Genomic DNA, 19424 nt, shown 5'->3' on the forward strand with positions numbered 1-19424 from the left:
CAAATTCTAATTAATATATTATAATAAGTATATATAATAATAGTTTGGAGTGCTAATAAATGAAATACCCACGTGGTGTAAGAGCACCAAATAGTAATTATCAGGCGAATAAACAAGTGCAGTATGGCCAACGTGGAATGACACTCGAGAAAGACTTAGACCGTACCAATCAGTTTTATTTGGATAGTAAGAAAGCTGTCATCCACAAAAAGCCGACACCTGTACAAATCGTCAATGTGGACTACCCTTCAAGGAATAAAGCTAAGATTACAGAAGCTTATTTTAAAGTACCATCGACTAGTGATTATAATGGAATTTATAAGGGAAGATATATTGATTTTGAAGCGAAAGAAACAAGAAATAAAACACGCTTTCCTTTTATAAACATTCATGCCCATCAAGTCGAACATATGCGACAGTGTCATTTATCCGGTGGTATCGTCTTTTTAATTATTAAGTTTACTGTACATGATGAAGTCTTCTTGTATCCCTTTGAACACTTTGTAAAACATTGGGATCACTTTCTAAATAATGGACGCAAATCTATTACTTATGAAGACATTAAAAATGAGAGTATTATACTACCAATGAAGTACAATCCGCGGTATGATTACTTAGCTGCAGTTGACGAATTCTACATTGAAATGGAGCAATAATTATGGAATCGAATTTTAAAAGGAGCAAGACTCCTAAAAATAAACAGGACAAAAAGCGGTCTTCCAATACATCAAAAGCATCGATTATAAAAAAAGTCTTCCTATATGGAGGCTTACTCGCACTAATCGGTCTTGTCATTGGGGCTGTTATGTTCGCTTATTATGCTTCACAAGCGCCGGCTTTTAGTGAAGAAAAATTAAAAGATCCAGTACCAGCTGAAATTTACGACCGTAATGATAACTTAGTGACCACCTTACATACTGGTCAAAAGCGTGAATATGTCAGTATGGAAGATGTGCCGACACATGTGAGTGATGCGGTACTTGCTATTGAAGATAACCGTTTTTATGAGCACGGTGCAATGGACTTTATCCGCTTAGGTGGAGCGGTTATATCTAATATTACGGATGGCTTTGCATCCCAAGGTGCGAGCACGATTACACAACAAGTTGTTAAACGTGCCTTTTTAACAGAGGAGCAAACAATAGAACGTAAAGCTCAAGAAGCTTATTTATCATATAGACTTGAACAGGAATACTCTAAAGATAATATTTTAGAGATGTACTTAAATAAAATTTATTATTCTGATGGTATTTATGGAATTAGAACCGCCAGTCTTTATTATTTCGATAAAGAATTAGCAGATTTAAATCTTACTGAAGCGGCTTACTTAGCAGGACTGTCTAACCTACCTAACGTCTATAACTTATACGTTGATCCAGAAGCGGCACAGAAACGTACGACAGTGGTCTTAAATATGATGTTAGAACATGAGAGAATTTCACAAGAAGAATACGATGAAGCGATCAATACAGATCTTACAGCAAACCTTGTGGCACGTGATGAAGAAGATCGTGCAGTCAACGAACAAGAAGATCCAGAATATGCAGCTTACATCAACTATGTTAAAACTGAATTACAAAATCATGATGAATTTAGAAATAGAGATATTTCAGAAGTCTTAAATAGCGGTATTAAAATCTATACAAATATGGATGCTGATATTCAAGCCTATTTACAAAATATGACCAATAATAAAAATTATTATTATAATGAAAAATTCCAAAGTGATGACTTTAATATTGCATCAACGATATTAGATACGACCTCAGGTGGCTTAGTTGCTATGAGTGGCGGTCGAGATTATCAAGAAGTCGTTGATCAAAACCTATCCTTAGTACAACATAATGTGGGTTCAACTATGAAACCATTCTTAGCTTATGGACCTGCCATTGAAGAGTTGGACTGGGCAACGAATCATACAGTCCAAGATGAACAGTCTTACTCACCTAAAGATAGTCCGAACAATACAATCTATAACTATGACAATCAAGGTCATGGTAATGTGACGATAAGAGATGCTTTAAGACAAAGCTTTAACGTACCTGCTGTTAAAACTTTTGAAGAAGTTCAAGAAGAAGCAGGTAATCAAGCACCCGTTGAATTTGCTAGTGAAGTAGGACTCGACTACTCTACTAAATTAGAGGGCGATTATACTGTGTCCTTTAATGATGTACTCGGTGGTGGCGAATCTCGCTTTAGTCCACTGCAAATGGCACAAGCCTATGCAACACTAGGAAATAATGGTGAATTCAATGAAGCACAATCCATCAGATACATTGTGACTGATGACGAAGAAACAATAGAATTTGATAATGAAACACATACAGCGATGAAAGATTCCACTGCCTTTATGTTAACGGATATCTTAAAAGATACTTTTGAAAACAATGGTAGTGCGGACTACATCAAGATGGACGGTTTAAATATAGCAGCTAAAACAGGTACCACTTCCCTAGACACATCAATATTAGAGGAGAATAACCTTCCTAATAATAGTGCTAAAGACGCATGGATTGTCGGTTATACACCAGAATATACAATGAGTGTGTGGTCTGGCTTTAATAATGCAGAAGCGGGATACTCTGAAGACAAGCTCTTTATCGGTACAGATGAACACATAACACCACAGTGGTTCTTTAAAGATATTATGCAGTATATTTCTACCTTTAACGGACAAGACTTTGAACAACCAGATAGTGTAGAACAAATCAATGGCAATGAATTTCAAGTGAAAAATGCAAGTGGTGGCTTCTGGAATAATAACAATAACTCGAATTCAAATAGTAATTCGAATTCCAGTGGCTCAGACAGTAATTCAAATTCATCCGATGACTCTGGAGGCGGAACGTGGAGCTGGCAGTATAACGAAGACGGTGAAATAGAAACCGAAGGCGATGTGCCAGAATCAGAACTCCCTGATGATGCTGAGCTCGCTGATCCAGAAGAAGAGGAAAGCTCAGGCAGTCAATCAGAGTCCGAGTCAGGGTCTAGTTCAGGATCAGAATCTGAATCAAGCTCTGAGTCAGAATCAGGCGGCTCCGACTCCTCGAATTCATCTGAAGAAACAGAGAGCGAATCAGGTGGATCAAGCTCTGACGGCAATTCTTCAAGTGAAGAATCATCTAGTGATGAAAGTGAAAGTGACTCATCAAGTGAATAGCTTATAAATTTAAGAAGTAATGCGGAAATCAAAGAGAATTGATTTTTGTGTTACTTCTTTTTTGTCTATTTAACATGAGTTTTGATATGACTTATAGACTTTTTAAGTCATTTTGTCTATAAGACCTGAGTTTTGACATGACTTATAGACTTTTTAAGCCTTATTGTCTATAAGACCTGAGTTTTGACATGACTTATAGACTTTTTAAGTACTTTTGTCTATTCGATATGACTTTTGACATGACTTATAGACTTTTTAAGTACTTTTGTCTATTCGATATGACTTTTGGCATAGCCAATGGAATTTTCAATCGAGAAACGTATACCACAGGATAAAGCTACATCAATTGATTAAAAGTTAATACATAAGCTCCTGGATTTAGTGAGTTTGAATGTAGATCAATCACGATTCTTAAAAATTTCGGTGATAAGTGCTGAGATTTAACATGACTTATCACCATTTCCATCTCTTTTGGTGATAAGTACCGAGATTCAGCACGACTTATCATCATTTCCATCTCTTTTGGTGATAAGTACTGAGATTTAACATGATTTATCACCATTTCAATCTCTTTTGGTGATAAGTACTGAGATTTAACATGATTTATCACCATTTCAATCTCTTTTGGTGATAAGTGCCGAGATTTAGCGAGACTTATCACCATTTCAATCTCTTTTGGTGATAAGAGCCGAGATTTAGCATGACTTGTCACCATCCCACACACCTCCTCCATCGATAAAAACCAAAATCCATCCCAACTCATCACCGACAAACCCCATAAAAAAAGAACCAAGTCTCCTTGGTTCTTACTTATAATTACATTCCTTTGACTAAGCCTTTTCTTAAGCGCTTTTGCCCTTCTCTACATTGATCTAGGAGTGGACATTCATGACATTTGGGATTTCTGGCTAGACAGTGATAACGACCGAAGAAAATCAACTGATGATGGGTTTTGGACCAGCGTTCTTTTGGTATTTTTCCCATCAAGGTTTCTTCAACTTCTAAGGGTGAGTCTTTATAGCGCGCAATATCCAAGCGTTTGGATATGCGTTCGACATGAGTATCGACAGCAATTCTTGGTTCACCAAAGGCAACTGATAAGACAACATTGGCAGTTTTACGCCCAACGCCTGCTAAACTTACTAAATCGTCATAGTTTTCAGGGATTTTCCCATCGAATTTGTCGATTAAGTCCCTGCATAATTTTTGGATATTCTTTGCTTTATTTCTATAGAGGCCGATGGTTTTTATATAGGACTCTATTTCTGTTACATCAACACTGAGGTAATCTTCAGGTGTTTTAAATCGCTGGAAGAGGTCTTTTGTCACACGATTGACCCCAACATCTGTTGTTTGTGCACTTAAAAGCACAGCGATGGTCAATTCAAAAGGATTTGTGTAATTCAGTTCTGCCTCAGCGTCTGGAAACATCTCATCTATAATAGAAATCATTTCCATCGTTTTCTTTTTACTTGTCGTCAAGTCGATTCCCCCGATCTAACCATGATATGACTGGCAAGCCACTGCCTTTTGTTTCTGGTGCTTTACTTTGACTCGATAAAATTCTCTCCACATATTGGAGTGAAGTAATATTGCTCTTATAAGCGACATCAACAGCATCTTTAATGCTGTCGACACTATAGTTTGAATCATCTATCCAAGAATTCAAACGCTGATACTCATTTGGACTAATCGTCCGACCATAGAGCTGTTCTATATAGTCAAATAGCTCTCTCATTTGTCCTGTATCATTCTCATCTTCTTTTTCATCACCAATATTTACGTAATTATTTAGCTTCTCATAAAGCGGTTCAAAATTATAAGATTCATAAAATTTGCCATCGATTTTGTCAGTATTAATTTCCAATAATTCTTCTTTGATTAATAATTGCAAGACACGACTAAGTTGATTTTGATCGACCTTACAAAATTTGATGATATCAGATAAATTACTCATGACACTATGGTTTCTATCATATTCTAAGAGTTTGATTAAAATAATCAATGCTTCTTCATCTAAAGAGAAATCTTGATAATGGTCTAGGAGCACCTTATTAACGGGTATTGTAATGTATTTTATATATTCATTGACCAAAATGTCATCCTCCAATTATGAAAGGAGACATTAGCAAGCTAACGTCTCCTTGTATTTTATGGGTATAGACGGTTGAGTAATCTTGGGAATGGTGCGGTTTCTCTAACATGCTGTACGCCTGAGAACCAGGCAACTGCACGCTCAAGTCCTAAGCCAAATCCAGAGTGCGGTACACTACCATATTTTCTTAAGTCTAGGTACCATTCGTAGGCATCTAGGTTTAAACCAGATTCTACAATGCGTTCTTTTAATTCATCGTAATCATGAATACGTTCACTACCACCGATAATCTCTCCGTAACCTTCTGGTGCAATTAAATCTGCACATAGAACAGTACGAGGATCTTCTGGGTTAGTGCTCATATAGAATGATTTAATATCTTTTGGATAATTTAGGATAAAGACCGGTTTTTCAAAGCTATTCGCAATTTCTGTTTCGTGTGGTGAACCAAAGTCATCGCCCCACTCAATATCATCGAAGCCTTTTTCATGTAATAAATCAATGGCTTCTGTATAAGAAATTCTTGGGAATGGTGCTTTAATTTTTTCTAGAGCACTTGTATCACGACCTAATGCTTCAAGATCTAATTTACAATGTTCTAAGACATTTTGTACAAGGTATTCAACATATTGCTCTTGCACCACTAGTGAATCATCGTGATCATAGAAAGCCATTTCTGGTTCAATCATCCAGAATTCAATTAAGTGACGACGTGTTTTTGATTTCTCAGCACGGAAAGTCGGTCCAAAGGTAAAGACTTTACCATGTGCCATAGCAGCAGCTTCTGCATAGAGCTGGCCACTTTGTGAAAGATAAGCATCTTCATCAAAGTATTTAGTATGGAAGAGTTCTGTTGTTCCTTCTGGTGAAGAGCTTGTTAAGATTGGTGAATCAATCTTTTTAAAACCTTCTTTAAAGAAGAAATCATAAGTTGATTTGATAATCTGATTTCTAATATTCATTACTGCGTGTTGTTTTTTTGAGCGTAACCATAAGTGTCTATGATCAAGTAAGAATTCTGGACCATGTTCTTTAGGTGTAATTGGGTATCCAGTGTTGTTTTGGATGATTTCAATTTTAGAAACTTCCATCTCATAACCAAAGCTTGAGCGGTCATCTTCTTTTATCATTCCAGTCACATAGAAAGATGCTTCCTGGTGTAAGTTCTTTGCAGTTTCAAAAAGGTCTTCATCATTTGCTTTAACAACGACACCCTGCATGAAACCAGTACCGTCTCTTAATTGTAAAAATTGTAGTTTTCCTGAACCACGTTTTTGTAGTAGCCAAGCGCCTAGTGTGACTTCTTGACCGACAAAATTTGGTGCTTGATTAATTGTAATCTTCATTGTAACCATCCTTAAGCTTTAGTTTTTTTATCAATAAATTCTTTAATGCGATCCATCGCTTCGTTAAGATGTGCTTGATCAACAGAATAGCTCACTCTTGCGTAATCTTCTGAGCCAAATGCTGAACCTGGTACGATAGCAACATAGGTTTCAGCTAAGATAGCCTTAACGAAACTATCTACACTGTCATAGCCACATTTTACAGCCGCCTCTCTCATATATGGGAATAAGTAGAAAGCACCATCCGGTTTCAAGCATCTGACATAAGGTAAGCCCGTTATTTTTTCATAGGCATTATCTCGTCGATTTTGAAAGATCTGTACATAGTCTTTTCTATACTCTGAATCCATATTATAAGCACTGATTGCAGCATATTGGCTGACCGATGCCACACTCGTTGTCGACTGAGAGGTTAGAGAACCTAGGGCAGTAATTAAATTAGCTGGACCACAAGCGTATCCTACACGCCAACCTGTCATGGCATGGGACTTACTGAAGCCATTGACAATGATGGACTGACTTTTAATCTTATCACCTAAAGAAGCGATAGAAACATGGTCTGTTCCGTAGGTTAATATTTCATAAATTTCATCTACAACAACAATGATATCAGTGTGTTCTAGTACATCAGCGAGTTTTTGTAGATCTTCTTTAGAATACACTGTTCCTGTTGGGTTATTTGGTGAATTTAAGACAATCATTTTTGTCTTTTCAGTAATGTGAGCTTTCAATTGTTCGGGTGTTAATTTAAAACCATTTTCTTCCCCTGTTTGAATAGTTACAGGTTCTGCCCCTACCATTTTAATTTGCTCACCATAACTTACCCAGTACGGTGAAGGAAGTAAGACCTCATCTCCAGGATTTAAAGTTGCTAAAAAGATATTATAGAGCACTTGTTTTGCTCCATTACCAACATAGATTTCTTCAGGTGAATAATCCAGCTGATTATCATCTCTCATTTTTTTAGCAATCGCCTGACGAAGTTCTGGTATACCTGTTGAAGCTGTATATTTTGTATGACCATCTAAGGCCGCTTGATGTGCAGCTTCAATCACTTCTGTTGGGGTGTTAAAATCAGGTTCACCAGCTGATAAACTAATGATATCCACCCCTTCTTCACGTAACTTACGAGCAGCATTAGTAATTTCTATTGTTTGACTGGGTGTAATGGACTTAACTTTCTCAGATAGTTCCATGGCTGACGTCTCCTAACAATGTGTTTTACTCATTATAAATCAAAAAGTAAGGCTTTAAAAGATGCCCTATCCGCTTTAATAATATTTTTTTCTGGAAAATATTTTAAAAATGCATTTTTATAAGGTTTGTTTAATATCCGGTTATCAAACAAGATGAGTATCCCTTTATCATCTTGAGAACGTTTTAAGCGACCTGCAATCTGTCTAAAGTGAATGACTGCCTCAGGTAAATCTTCTTTGTAAAAGTTTCTAAAGCTGTCCCCACTAGGTAAAGGAAATGGTAATTTTGTCAGCATCAGTACTTTATCCTTTTCTGAGACAAGATTGACGCCTTCTGTAAATGTATAAGTGCCAAGTAAGAGGCATTGATTTAACTGATTATACTGATTGAGTAATTTTTCAGTGTTGGATCCACGGCTTTGCTTTAAGACGGGTATTTGTTCAAATAAACCAATATCTTCTGTATAGCTATACACTTTTTCTAACAGCTCGAAATTAGAAAAAATCACGATTAATTTACTATTTGTCTCTGTTAGATAAAGTAATAGGTAATCTAAGACATCGATAACATAAGATTTATCATCAATATCATATGAAGTTATGTCATTAGGAATGAATAAACGTATATCATCAAATATTTCTTTCTTATTCATTATGGTGGTATCGAAATCAGAATCTCCAAACCAATAGCTTAAATGTTTAAAGCTGCCATTAACTTCTAGAGTGCCCGATAAAAGAATCTGACACGGTATAGTAACCAGTGCTTCAGATAGTGAATCGAGCTCATCTGTACGAATTATGACTTCTGTTTTATGCGTGTTTTTATGACTTTTTATAGTGCAATTATCAAATTCTAAAGAATGACGCAATTCTTTTATAGAGCTCTGGAAATATGCAACTTGATTGTAGAGCGCTTGATAGTCGTTGGTTCCCCTAATTGTACTGAGAAACAAATTAGTAAACTTAAGCATGTTATCTAAAGCGTCAGTCGCTTTTTTAATATCCTTTTTCGTTAGATATTTAAACAAGTGATCAATTTCTCCGTGAAGTTTTAGAACAATATCTTCTAGTAGATAATTTGTCGGTGACGGATTTCTTTTAATGTAGCTTGCGAGCAGGCGATCTTGACTCACGTGCCCTACTTGTCCAATAAAGAATTTTAAGTTGGGATAAGTAAATAAACGGCGTTCTTTTAAATCAAGTGCACTTTTTAGCTGGTGTGCTTCATCTATGATTAAAGCTTGAATATCCTCTAAATTATTCAAGCAGTCATTTAAGAAGTAATGATTCGTTACAATGACAGGTACAACTTTGGCATTATTTAAAGCTCTTTTAAAATAATAGTGACTTTTATGTTGTCCGACTTGAATCAACATCGTTTCATAATACGATTTTTCTGGTCCTCTTAAATTTAACTCAGATAAGTCTCCAGATTCAGTTTCTAACAGCCAGACTAAAATCCTCATTTTTAAGAAACATATTTCAGGATTATCATCATCTAAGTCTAGAAGACTAGTAAATGCTTCTAAATCAATATAATTTTTTCGTCCTTTTAATAAGACGAATGGCATTGCGCCAAGGGCGACGCTTCTTAAGAGTGTCAGTGATGATTCAATCAGTTGATTCTGCAAGATTTTTCTAGAAGTTGAAACGATCACTTGACGCTTATAAATTGAATAATAGCTAAGTGCTGCAATTAAGAATGCATCACTTTTTCCTAAGCCTGTGTATGCTTCAATAGCATGAAATCTCCCAGCTACTAAACTATCGTATATTAAGTTAACCAATTTATGTTGGTCACTTCTGTATTCATGGTTAGCAGCTTTTAAATAAGCTTGATACAGCTCATCGACAGAAATTGCTGGCATATTTTTATGATCGACTTTGGAATCTTTAATATAAAACTGATTATAAGAAATAATCTGATGATCATTAGTCTCATCTTTTTGACTCAAGATGTTAAAGAGTAAGTCTGTTAAATTTGTCGGCATATTTTTTGATAAATGATAAATATGTATCAAGGTCTGACTGTGTAACTTCAACATTTTTTCTATGATGTAGATTAGAATTTTTGCAGTAGCAAGCGCATCCTCATCCGCTCTGTGAGCTTGCGATAACTCTATATTCAAGTAGTCCGCTACAATATTTAATTGATAGCCAGCAACTTGTGGCAAAAAAATCCTCGATAATTCAACCGTATCTAATTTATAGCTTGGCTGATAGTTAATGCCAATTGATTTAAAGGCTGCTTTTAAAAAATTTAAATCAAATTCAACATTATGTGCAACAAAGATTGCATCTTTCAATTTATCGTTGATCTCAGTCGCAACATCTTGAAACAGAGGTGCTTTTTCTAACATGCTCGGAGAGATATTAGTTAACTCTCTAATAAAAGGAGAAATGTTTTTGCTATCGCTTAAGAAAGTATTATATTGGTCTACAATTTTTAAATTGCGGACAAATGTAATACTGAGTTGAATAATTTTATCTTTATTTATTTTATTACCTGTTGTTTCTAAATCTACAACAGCGAATGTTTTTTCTAACATCTAATCACCAAATTAAATTTCAATATCAGCGCTGATTACTTTATGGATATTTGCTTCTTCATCCACAATGAGGAGCTGGCCATCATCGGTGATATCAAGTACTTTTCCATAGATAACCCCGGAAGATTGTGTCACTTTTAGTTTGCGATTGAAAATAATAGAGTGACTTAACCACTCATCTTTAATCGCTTTAAAATTCTTAGTCATAAACATATTATAGTATATTTCAATGTGTTGGAATAGTACGTCGATAAAATGAACTAAATCGAAGTCTTTGTCTTTTAATTCTCCAAGTAAACTTGTGGCAGTGGCCAGTTTAGAAATTTCATTTGAAGGCTTAATATTTATACCAATTCCACAAATAATAGAGCTAACCGTATTCTCTTCTGCCACAATCTCTGTTAGAAAGCCACAGACTTTTTTGTTATTGATATATATGTCATTCGGCCACTTAATGCCGGCATCTAGACCAGTAACTTTTTGAATAGCTTTAGAAATCGCTAAGGATATGAAAAGATTAAAAGGAATCATCTTGTGATTCGGTATGTCAGGTCTCAGTACTAAAGACATGTATAGACCCGTTGATTTTGGTGATTCCCACTCTCTTTTAAAACGACCGCGTCCTTTAGTTTGTTCCTGACTCACAATTACTATGTTATCATCACTTTGGTTCAAAATGTTGAATGCGTAATTTTGAGTTGAATCTACCACTTCTTTATAGACTACTTGATCAAACAGTTGTGATGACTCTATGAGTGATTTTAAGGTCGTTTCATTTAATTCTTTTGAACTTTCTAAGAGAGAATAACCTTTATTATGTACAGCTACAATGTTATACCCTTGATCCTTTAGCTTCTGTATATTTTTCCAGATTGCTGTACGTGATACTCCAATCTCTTCTGCTAGCGCTTCACCTGATACAAAATCTCCTGATTTAAGTAAAGCTAATAGTGCCGTTTTGGTCGTTTGCATGTTTCTTCACCCAATTAATTATGTCAGTTTTATTATTGTTTACTTCTTCTGTTAAGACAGCAATTTCAATTAAATTTAAGGCTTCTTTTAGCCATGGTCCTCCAGCGATTCCTAGAGCATCCATCAAATCCTTACCGTTGATTGCAAGTTCACTTCTATCTTTAATAATGAGTGACTCTTTTTTATCTAGTGCATCACTCAAAGTATGAGAAGAAGACTGAGTTAGAATTTGATTCGTTCTATTAATTTCAGTCACACCCTCTAAAACAGTCCTTTCAAAACGATAAGCAATAATACGGCTATCTATATCCGTGTCTAAAGTCTCAATCAAAGACAAACTATTGTTGATATAGGCTTTCAATTTATTTGACGGTTTTAATTCATGTAAATAGTCATGTAGGTCGGACTTTAAATATATCTGCAGTATGAGTTCGTCAGCTAAGTTTGAAACTTTTGACGAAAGAAAATTCTCATGACTGACATGACTAAAGAAAGGCAGATAATGAAGCAAATTGGTTTTATCAATCACAGACTTTGCCACTTGTGGATTTTTACCTCTGTACAGCTTATCGAGTTCTACAAAGCTTCTCTCACTTGCTATATGTTGTAAGAGCTTGCCGTTTTCTTCAATTGAAGAAATGACATCTTCACTGAGTTGAAAGTCTAACTGAGACATAAAGCGCACTGCTCTTAACATTCTTAGTGCATCTTCACCAAAGCGAGCTTCAGCTTTACCAACCGTTCTAATCACACGATTTTTTAAGTCAACTTGTCCATCAAAAGGATCAAAGACTTTCATGTCTTTACTCATTGCCATAGCGTTAATTGTAAAGTCACGTCTGCTTAAATCATCTGATAACTTATTAGTAAAGAACACTTGATCCGGCCGGCGGTAATTACTGTAATCACCCTCTACCCTATAAGTCGTCACTTCAAATGGATCTTGGTCAATAAGGACAACTATGGTCCCATGCTCCTTACCCACATCGATTGTTTTATCAAATATTCGCTCGATGTCATCCGGTAGTGCATCAGTCGTTATATCCACATCATTAATCGGACGGTTTAACAGAAAGTCTCTAACAGAACCTCCAACAAAGTAGCCTTCATAGCCCTCTTCTTCTAATTTCGAAATAATTCTACTCGCAACTTTAAATAGCTTATTCATTATCTTCACCAGTCATTATAGACTGATAAAGTGCTTCGTACTGGTCAACGATTGTGTCCATATCAAAGCGTTCTTTAACATCTATAAGCATATTTTCTTGAATCCTTTTGTACAAGTCGTCATCATTCAATAGTTGTTTGATGTGGCTTGCTACTTGTTGGTAATCTCCGACATCAACAATATAACCAGTTTCACCATGCTTGATAACCTCAGATATTCCACCTGCAGTAGAACCAATAGGAACAGCACCACAATACATTGCTTCAAGCATAGCTAAACCAAAACTCTCTTTTGAACTTAAGAGTAAAAAGATATCAGCTAGCTTATAGTAGCTTGTTACATCGGTTTCTTGACCGATGAAGTGAGTAATATCCTGTAAGTTTTTGTCTTTTACCATTTGACGAATGGCATATAAATCAGGTCCATCTCCGACGAAGACTAAGTGACAGTTTACTGACTGAGCTAAGAGTTCAAAGCTTTTCACTACGTGATTAACATTTTTAATTTTACGGAAATTTGAAGTATGCATAATGACTTTAGCATCACTCGGAATTCCTAGTTTTTCTTTTAATTGTGCTTTAATTAAGTCACGGTCTTCTGTATTAAAACGTGACTCATCGACAAAGTTATACACCGTCTCAATTTGACTTTTGGGCTCGATTAAATCATAAGTTTCAACTTTTAAACTATCTGACACTGAAGTTGTAATATCTGAATGTTCAATACCAAATTTGATAGCATTAACTAAAGACATGTCGTGGCCTAAGACTGTAATGTCAGTCCCGTGTAAAGTCGTTATAATGCCCACATCTTTCTTTACAGACATCTCACGCGCTAAAATACCACACACAGCATGTGGGATTGCATAGTGCATATGAATGACATCTAAATCAAACTCATCAATTACCTCTGAAATTTTTGAAGACAAGGTAATATCATAAGGCGGATATTTAAACACACTATAATCATTCACTTCTGTTTTATGAGTGTATATATTATCGTAATTATTTCCTAAGCGAAAAGGGACACTAGAAGCGATAAAATGCACTTCATGTCCACGTTTAGCCATCTGGATTCCAAGTTCAGTTGCAATGACACCAGAGCCACCAACACTTGGATAACATGTTATACCTATTTTCATATTTCCACCTCGAACTCTTAATATCTACATCAATTATAAAGAAGTCATCTCTATAAAGGAAATAAATCTTTCTAAAAGAAAAAAACGACCTTAAAGGTCGTTTTAGTTACTTGAGTTTCTAGCGATCATAATAAAGCGTAAGAGCTCTGCTACGGCTACAGCAGTCGCTGCGACATAAGTCATTGCTGCTGCATTTAAAACTTTCTTAGCATGTCTATATTCTTTACTATTGACGATATTTAACTCTTCGATTTGATTCATTGCCCGCTTAGAAGCATCGAATTCTACTGGTAAGGTGACGACTTGGAAGAGTACTGCAAAAGCCATTAAACCAATACCAGACCATAGAAGGATTTCTCCGAGTCCCCCACCCGCTGCATTTTGAGCAGCAGTTAAAATAATACCAGCAATAATTAAGAAATAAGAGAAGTTTGAGCCAAGGTTAGCTAATGGCACTAAGGCTGAACGAAAACTCAAGAACTTATAGCTTGTAGCATGTTGAATGGCGTGGCCAACTTCGTGGGCTGCTACAGCGGTACCAGCAACACTCGGATTATCGTAGTTACTTGGTGACAAGACAACCTTTTTACTTCTTGGATCATAATGATCCGTTAAGTTACCTTGACCGCGTTCAACTGTCACATCGTAAATCCCATTTTCCTTCAAGATTTCTTCTGCAACTTGCTTACCAGTTAAACCTGAGGTTGAGCGAACTTTCGAATATTTATTGAAAGTTGACTTAACATTCATCTGTGCGAGCATCGGCACTATCATTAAGATTATAAAATAGATGATTAAATACACATTAGTCCCTCCGTCATGTTCCTATTTGTATTTTACTAAATTGAAATTATATAAGTCAATTGTTACGTCTATCAGCCAGCTTCCAAAGCAAAATTAAAACAATAACCGTCAACCAAAATGCTAGGTATCCAATCTCAGCCATATATGGATGCAGTTGACCATAGCGTGGATACTGTACATAAACATAATCAATGACGTCATTATGAAAGAGCCATATTGCAGTGACAAAGAAATGCCAGTTCTTTATTTGTATATGTGGGAGAAACATAAATGCCTGAACAGCCATGGCTAAGTGTGACATGATTAGCATTAAGCCAACAGGAGTTACAAACCCGATATCAATAAAGTTCCATATGTTCATAATGACTGCCCAAAGACCGTATTTAATTAAAGTTGTAAAGGCAAGTGCATCAATCAAGCCAAATTTTTTATTTAATAGAATTAAAACGATCAATATACATAGAAATAGGGTAGCTGTTGGACTATCAGGGACAAAAGGATAGAAGTACCAAGGTGTAACAGAGAGCTGCCCACCGTACCATATATAGCCATAAACAGTACCTAAAAAGTTTGCAATTAAAAGTAAGACCAGAAATTTTCTATTGTACATGAGATTTATCAGATAAGTTGTCATTTAGTCACCTATAAGAAAACCCTTCTGTTTCCAGAAGGGTAATTAATTTAGTACATTATTTTTTAATATTAGTTGCTTCGTCTTTAGAAACTTCTTCTAGTCCAGCAACGTACTCAGAAATCTTAGTGATTTCCTCATCAGTTAACTGTCCTTCAAATGAAGGCATTTCACCAGAACCATTTCTTACGAATGATTCAACCATTTCTGGTGGTAATTCAGGTTCGATCAAGTTAGGACCTGATCCACCTGCTAGTTCCCCACCGTGACAGCTCGTACAGTTTGTACGAATTAAGTCATTGAAAACAGGGTCTTCTGCATCTAAGTTAGAGAATACAATTTGACCTTGTTGGTGAGTTTGATCCCAATCGTGATAAGCAACTGATTCCCAAGTTGTGTAGAATATAATACCAACTGATAGGAGCATAACACCTGTAGCAACTGGACGTTTTTTCCAGTGACGTTCTTTTTTAGCGTCTAACCAAGGTGCGAGTAATAAGGCACCAAATGCGATACCAGGAATAATTATTGCACCAACGATGTTAAACGGACCAGAAGCATAAGTATATTTAAGAATCTGGTATAAGAACAGGAAGTACCAGTCAGGAAGTGGTATATAACCTGTATCTGTTGGATCAGCCATACGCTCAAGAGGTGCAGGATGTGCAACAGTCAAGCATAGGAATCCAACTAAGAATACTGCACCAGCTATCCATTCTTTAAGAAGGAAGTCTGGGTAAAATTCCTCTGTGCGTCCAGGGAATTCTGAATAGTCACGATTCAATTTTGGTTTGTCATACTTTTGGACACGTGAGTCACCTACAAAAGTGAGACCTTTACCGTGTTTCATATATTTTCCCTCCCCTTCTTATAGTGGTCCTGAAATACCTTGTCTACGTATTAGGATAAAGTGTATTGCCATTAAGATAAATAGTGCTGCAGGTAGGAAGAATACGTGGATGGCAAAGAATCTCGTAAGTGTCTGAGCTCCAATAATCGTTGAATCCCCTGCAAGTAATGTCAGAATCCATTCACCGATGAACGGTACACTACCAGCAATATCTAAACCTACTTTTGTTGCGAATAATGCTTTCATATCCCAAGGTAGTAAGTAACCTGTGAAGGCAAGACCAAGCATAACCGCAAATAACAGTACGCCAACTACCCAGTTCAATTCACGTGGTGCTTTGTATGCACCTGTAAAGAATACTCTAAGAGTATGTAGGAACATCATTACTACAACCAAGCTTGCACCCCAGTGGTGCATACCGCGAACGATAACCCCTGCTGCAACATCCTGTTGTAGGAAGTATACAGAGTTCCATGCGTTAACGACATCTGGCACATAGTACATTGTTAAAAACATTCCAGATAAAATTTGAATCAATGTGATGAAGAATGTAAGTCCTCCAAAACAGTAGACGAATGCTGAAAAATGATAGGCAGGGTTAACATGCTCCGGCACTTCATGATCCGCTACGTCTCTCCAGATTGGAGTAATGTCAATTCTGTCATCAATCCAATCATAAATACGATTTAGCATATAATTCCCTCCTATACCAATTCATTCTCTTTAATTGCACCGATTGTTAAGAAACCATCAGATTCCCCAACTTCGTACATATCCAAAGGTCCACGTGGTGGTGTACCTGGGACGTTTTCTCCAGATTTTTCATATAAACCATTGTGACATGGACAGAAGAAACGATCTGGGTTGTTTGCATCGCTTGCCCATGAAACTGTACAACCTAAGTGTTTACAAACTGGTGATAGAGCAATAATCTTATCACCATCACGGTAGACCCATGCAAAATCAGTGACTTCACTTACATACCAACCATCTTTTTGTTCGTATGTAAAGTCGACACTAACTGGTTCTTCTGTGATGTCATCAACTTTAACACTGGTTGCTATCATGTCACCTGCAGATGATTCTTTAAAGAGTGGATCCAGTGCGAATCGACCCATAGGTAAAATCATACCTGCAGCCATAAATGAACCTACACCCATTAGAGAATAGTTCAGGAACTGGCGTCTTGTTACTTTTTGCGACATTATTCTTTCCCCCCTCAAACGCACATACTTTTACATATAATATAACTAGGACACATTAATTTTAGCTTATTAAATGTGCCCGGTCAATACAGTATTCAAAGAATTGACACATGTCACAAATTGAATGTGTAATAATACTTTTAATTATTTATTCCACACCAAAATGATTTCTTTGATGACTGATTTAACCTCGTCATTAATAATTGATAACTTCATATCGTTGTCCATATCCGAAATTGGAATACTATTTACTTTAATTGTACTTACATCATCAAGTTCTAAGGCTGTAAATGATAAAAGAACGATGTTCTTAAAACCGTAATCTAACAATTGAGTCTTATATTCCTCTATGTTGTCATAGTTATCACCAATTAAAGTTAAGACAGGCGTAATCATCAATCGACCCTTTAGCTGTTTTTCTAATTGGATGGTAATAAACTGCATTAACTCTAAGTTATTTGCATTGTTTTGAACTTCATTATTGAAATCAATATTGACCAAAGGGACAATTGCAGTATCAATAAATTCGATTTCATCTTTTAAAACTCTGAGATCTGTAATATTATATAACACTCTTTTACCCTCTTTGCTTGGTTAATTTTTGTAATTCATCAGTCAACTCTAAAAAACGTTCTTTGTCTTTGGATATCAAAGCCTCATCGATTAAGTTCTCTAATGTTTCAATATCCTCAAGTAGAATCTCATCATTTTTCATTAATTCTTCTGATTTCATTTGGTGATATCTCTGATCGTCACTCGCTAAGATGAACTCTAAATATAAACCGTCTGTCTTATTTAAGTTGAGCTCATGAAAAATGGTTTCACCATCATCAGTAATGATGCCATCTTTTTCAAACATCAAGGTCGGTCGATTCGTGTTAATTTCTGCGATCCGTAGTTTTCTATTTAAGGTGCTCTTAGTAAATGAAATATTATGAGTAATTAAAGGATGAGATTTAATAAAATTCAATATCCATACTGCGGTGTGGTCCTTAAAGTTGTAGTTATAAAGACAGTAATTAATAAAATCTTTTTTAAAACTCGTCTTCCTCACCTGCTATCTGCTCATGATCCAACTGCCATTCAGGATTATCGGGCTCTAAGTGCATGAGTTTTTCAAGCACTCTCTTCTTATCAGGATGATTAATCTCTCTTAAGTAGAAGTAGTAATCCTGATAAAACTCCACTGAATCCCCTATCAATGCCTCAGCATCCTTATAATACTTAAGTGCATTATCATCATTCTCATTTTCGCTTTCAATCTTAGCGAGTAAATAGATTGATTCCCCACTTAGGGCATTGATATCTAGATGCTTAACATAGTCATCGATAGTGGATGTATCACCAGTTTTTAAAATACTTTCAAAGAGCATTAGATAAGCATCATCATAATCCTCGTCAAGCTCAGTCGCTATGCTGAAATTCTTAATTGCAGTTTCAGCTTGATTCATTCTGAAATACAAGCGACCTAAATGGAAATATATGAGCGAATTTTTATCGTTCTCTCGTAAATAAGTCTGTAAAGTTTGGATTGCATCGTCTAAATTATGTTCTGTTTCATAGATGTTCATTAGTAAAATATATGCATTGATGAAGTAAGGTTCATTATCAATCACTTTTTCCAACAATACTTTGGCTGCATCATAATCTTTTAGATTATATTCTAAGAGGGCTTTTTTGTAGTAGTCTTCGTTAGAGTATCGTTCTTCTTCTACGCTATCAAAATAAGCTCTAGCATCATCGAAGTTTAAGAGGTTAACATTGATGTCAGCCATTCTTAAACCAAGCATGATGCCGTTCACTTCATCCACACCCTGATTGATGACACTTTCATAGTAACGTGTTGCTTCTTCAAGCTCACCCATTGAATAATAAAGTTCCGCTATTGCAAAGTCTAAAATTAAATCATCGGATAAATCTTTAGCTTCAAATAGTAATTTTAAGGCAACATCATTTAAGTTCATCTGTTGGAAAATCTCAGATTTTAGAAGTAAGACCGTCGGTGTTGTTGGACTTTGGTTGATGAGTTCTAAAGCGTCATCTAATCTTCCTTCACTGATGTAGGACTCGACGATATATGAGATGACATAATCATCATGATCCACATTATTATTTAAATGTAAGAAGATTTGTCTTGCCTGATAGTCAAGTCCGGCATTTTGAAGTGCATCACCTAAAACAAATAAGGCTTCGAGTGATTCATCAGTATGAAACTGATCAAGCGAGTTTAATATATTATTTAAATCAGCTTCAGGGTAGGTTCCTTGGCGTAATTTATCGATTATTTGAAGAATTTCTTCATGCATC

The 19424-nt window shown here is 35.9% G+C and carries 19 protein-coding genes; 2 read left to right on the forward strand and 17 right to left on the reverse strand.

Translation table 11 applies throughout. The features are described from left to right. Nucleotides 1-59: 59 nt before the first annotated feature. The gene (gene recU, locus JEOSCH030_RS06045; protein ID WP_185125729.1) at nt 60-656 is read left to right on the forward strand and encodes a Holliday junction resolvase RecU; all 597 of its coding nucleotides are present in this window, start codon (nt 60-62) and stop codon (nt 654-656) included. A gap of 2 nt (nt 657-658) precedes the next feature. Beyond that, a complete protein-coding gene (locus JEOSCH030_RS06050; protein WP_235962236.1) occupies nt 659-3160 on the forward strand; it encodes a transglycosylase domain-containing protein in 2502 nt (833 codons plus the stop codon). Nucleotides 3161-3497: 337 nt separating this feature from the next. Here JEOSCH030_RS06050 and JEOSCH030_RS06055 read toward each other — a convergent pair whose 3' ends face one another. The 17 genes from JEOSCH030_RS06055 to JEOSCH030_RS06135 form a co-directional block, all read right to left on the reverse strand. Then, complete coding sequence (locus JEOSCH030_RS06055) at nt 3498-3875, reverse strand: hypothetical protein (RefSeq protein WP_185125730.1); 378 nt, start codon at nt 3873-3875, stop codon at nt 3498-3500. Between the two features lie 101 nt (nt 3876-3976). Continuing rightward, nucleotides 3977-4618 carry an endonuclease III gene (nth, locus tag JEOSCH030_RS06060; protein ID WP_185126531.1) on the reverse strand — a complete coding sequence of 214 codons (642 nt, stop codon included), beginning with the start codon at nt 4616-4618 and terminating at the stop codon, nt 3977-3979. A 10-nt stretch (nt 4619-4628) separates the two neighbouring features. Next, the gene (locus JEOSCH030_RS06065; protein WP_185125731.1) at nt 4629-5255 is read right to left on the reverse strand and encodes a DnaD domain-containing protein; all 627 of its coding nucleotides are present in this window, start codon (nt 5253-5255) and stop codon (nt 4629-4631) included. 56 nt (nt 5256-5311) lie between these two features. Beyond that, nucleotides 5312-6601: an asparagine--tRNA ligase gene (gene asnS, locus JEOSCH030_RS06070; protein ID WP_185125732.1), complete on the reverse strand. Its 1290-nt coding sequence runs from the start codon at nt 6599-6601 to the stop codon at nt 5312-5314. An 11-nt stretch (nt 6602-6612) separates the two neighbouring features. Continuing rightward, entirely contained in the window at nt 6613-7797 is a 1185-nt protein-coding gene (locus tag JEOSCH030_RS06075) for a pyridoxal phosphate-dependent aminotransferase (protein ID WP_185125733.1), read from the reverse strand. Between the two features lie 32 nt (nt 7798-7829). Beyond that, the gene (locus tag JEOSCH030_RS06080) at nt 7830-10346 is read right to left on the reverse strand and encodes an exonuclease domain-containing protein (protein ID WP_185125734.1); all 2517 of its coding nucleotides are present in this window, start codon (nt 10344-10346) and stop codon (nt 7830-7832) included. A gap of 12 nt (nt 10347-10358) precedes the next feature. Continuing rightward, nucleotides 10359-11318, reverse strand: a complete 960-nt coding sequence (locus tag JEOSCH030_RS06085) for a biotin--[acetyl-CoA-carboxylase] ligase (RefSeq protein ID WP_185125735.1) — start codon at nt 11316-11318, stop codon at nt 10359-10361. Next, nucleotides 11281-12486 (reverse strand): CCA tRNA nucleotidyltransferase, encoded by a 1206-nt coding sequence (locus JEOSCH030_RS06090; RefSeq protein ID WP_185125736.1) that lies wholly within the window; start codon nt 12484-12486, stop codon nt 11281-11283. Before JEOSCH030_RS06090 ends, JEOSCH030_RS06085 begins: the two co-directional genes overlap by 38 nt. Further along, complete coding sequence (bshA, locus tag JEOSCH030_RS06095; RefSeq protein WP_185125737.1) at nt 12479-13627, reverse strand: N-acetyl-alpha-D-glucosaminyl L-malate synthase BshA; 1149 nt, start codon at nt 13625-13627, stop codon at nt 12479-12481. The genes JEOSCH030_RS06090 and bshA overlap by 8 nt, the downstream gene beginning before the upstream one ends. Nucleotides 13628-13729: 102 nt before the next feature. Next, nucleotides 13730-14431, reverse strand: coding sequence for a zinc metallopeptidase (locus JEOSCH030_RS06100; protein WP_268883978.1), 702 nt, complete (start codon nt 14429-14431; stop codon nt 13730-13732). 55 nt (nt 14432-14486) lie between these two features. Further along, nucleotides 14487-15041 carry a DUF1405 domain-containing protein gene (locus tag JEOSCH030_RS06105; RefSeq protein ID WP_235962237.1) on the reverse strand — a complete coding sequence of 185 codons (555 nt, stop codon included), beginning with the start codon at nt 15039-15041 and terminating at the stop codon, nt 14487-14489. Nucleotides 15042-15120: 79 nt separating this feature from the next. Then, on the reverse strand, nt 15121-15912 hold the full coding sequence (locus tag JEOSCH030_RS06110) for a menaquinol-cytochrome c reductase cytochrome b/c subunit (RefSeq protein WP_185125739.1): 792 nt from the start codon (nt 15910-15912) through the stop codon (nt 15121-15123). Between the two features lie 18 nt (nt 15913-15930). Continuing rightward, nucleotides 15931-16605, reverse strand: coding sequence for a menaquinol-cytochrome c reductase cytochrome b subunit (gene qcrB / locus JEOSCH030_RS06115; RefSeq protein ID WP_185125740.1), 675 nt, complete (start codon nt 16603-16605; stop codon nt 15931-15933). Between the two features lie 11 nt (nt 16606-16616). Next, entirely contained in the window at nt 16617-17117 is a 501-nt protein-coding gene (locus JEOSCH030_RS06120) for a QcrA and Rieske domain-containing protein (protein WP_185125741.1), read from the reverse strand. 144 nt (nt 17118-17261) lie between these two features. Beyond that, entirely contained in the window at nt 17262-17690 is a 429-nt protein-coding gene (locus JEOSCH030_RS06125) for a DUF2487 family protein (RefSeq protein ID WP_185125742.1), read from the reverse strand. Nucleotides 17691-17694: 4 nt separating this feature from the next. After that, nucleotides 17695-18171: a YpiB family protein gene (locus JEOSCH030_RS06130; RefSeq protein WP_185125743.1), complete on the reverse strand. Its 477-nt coding sequence runs from the start codon at nt 18169-18171 to the stop codon at nt 17695-17697. Beyond that, nucleotides 18152-19423 (reverse strand): tetratricopeptide repeat protein, encoded by a 1272-nt coding sequence (locus JEOSCH030_RS06135; RefSeq protein ID WP_185125744.1) that lies wholly within the window; start codon nt 19421-19423, stop codon nt 18152-18154. Before JEOSCH030_RS06135 ends, JEOSCH030_RS06130 begins: the two co-directional genes overlap by 20 nt. Nucleotide 19424 lies beyond the last annotated feature (1 nt).

This window comes from Jeotgalicoccus meleagridis, assembly GCF_903994045.1.
Classification (GTDB): Bacteria; Bacillota; Bacilli; order Staphylococcales; family Salinicoccaceae; genus Jeotgalicoccus; species Jeotgalicoccus meleagridis.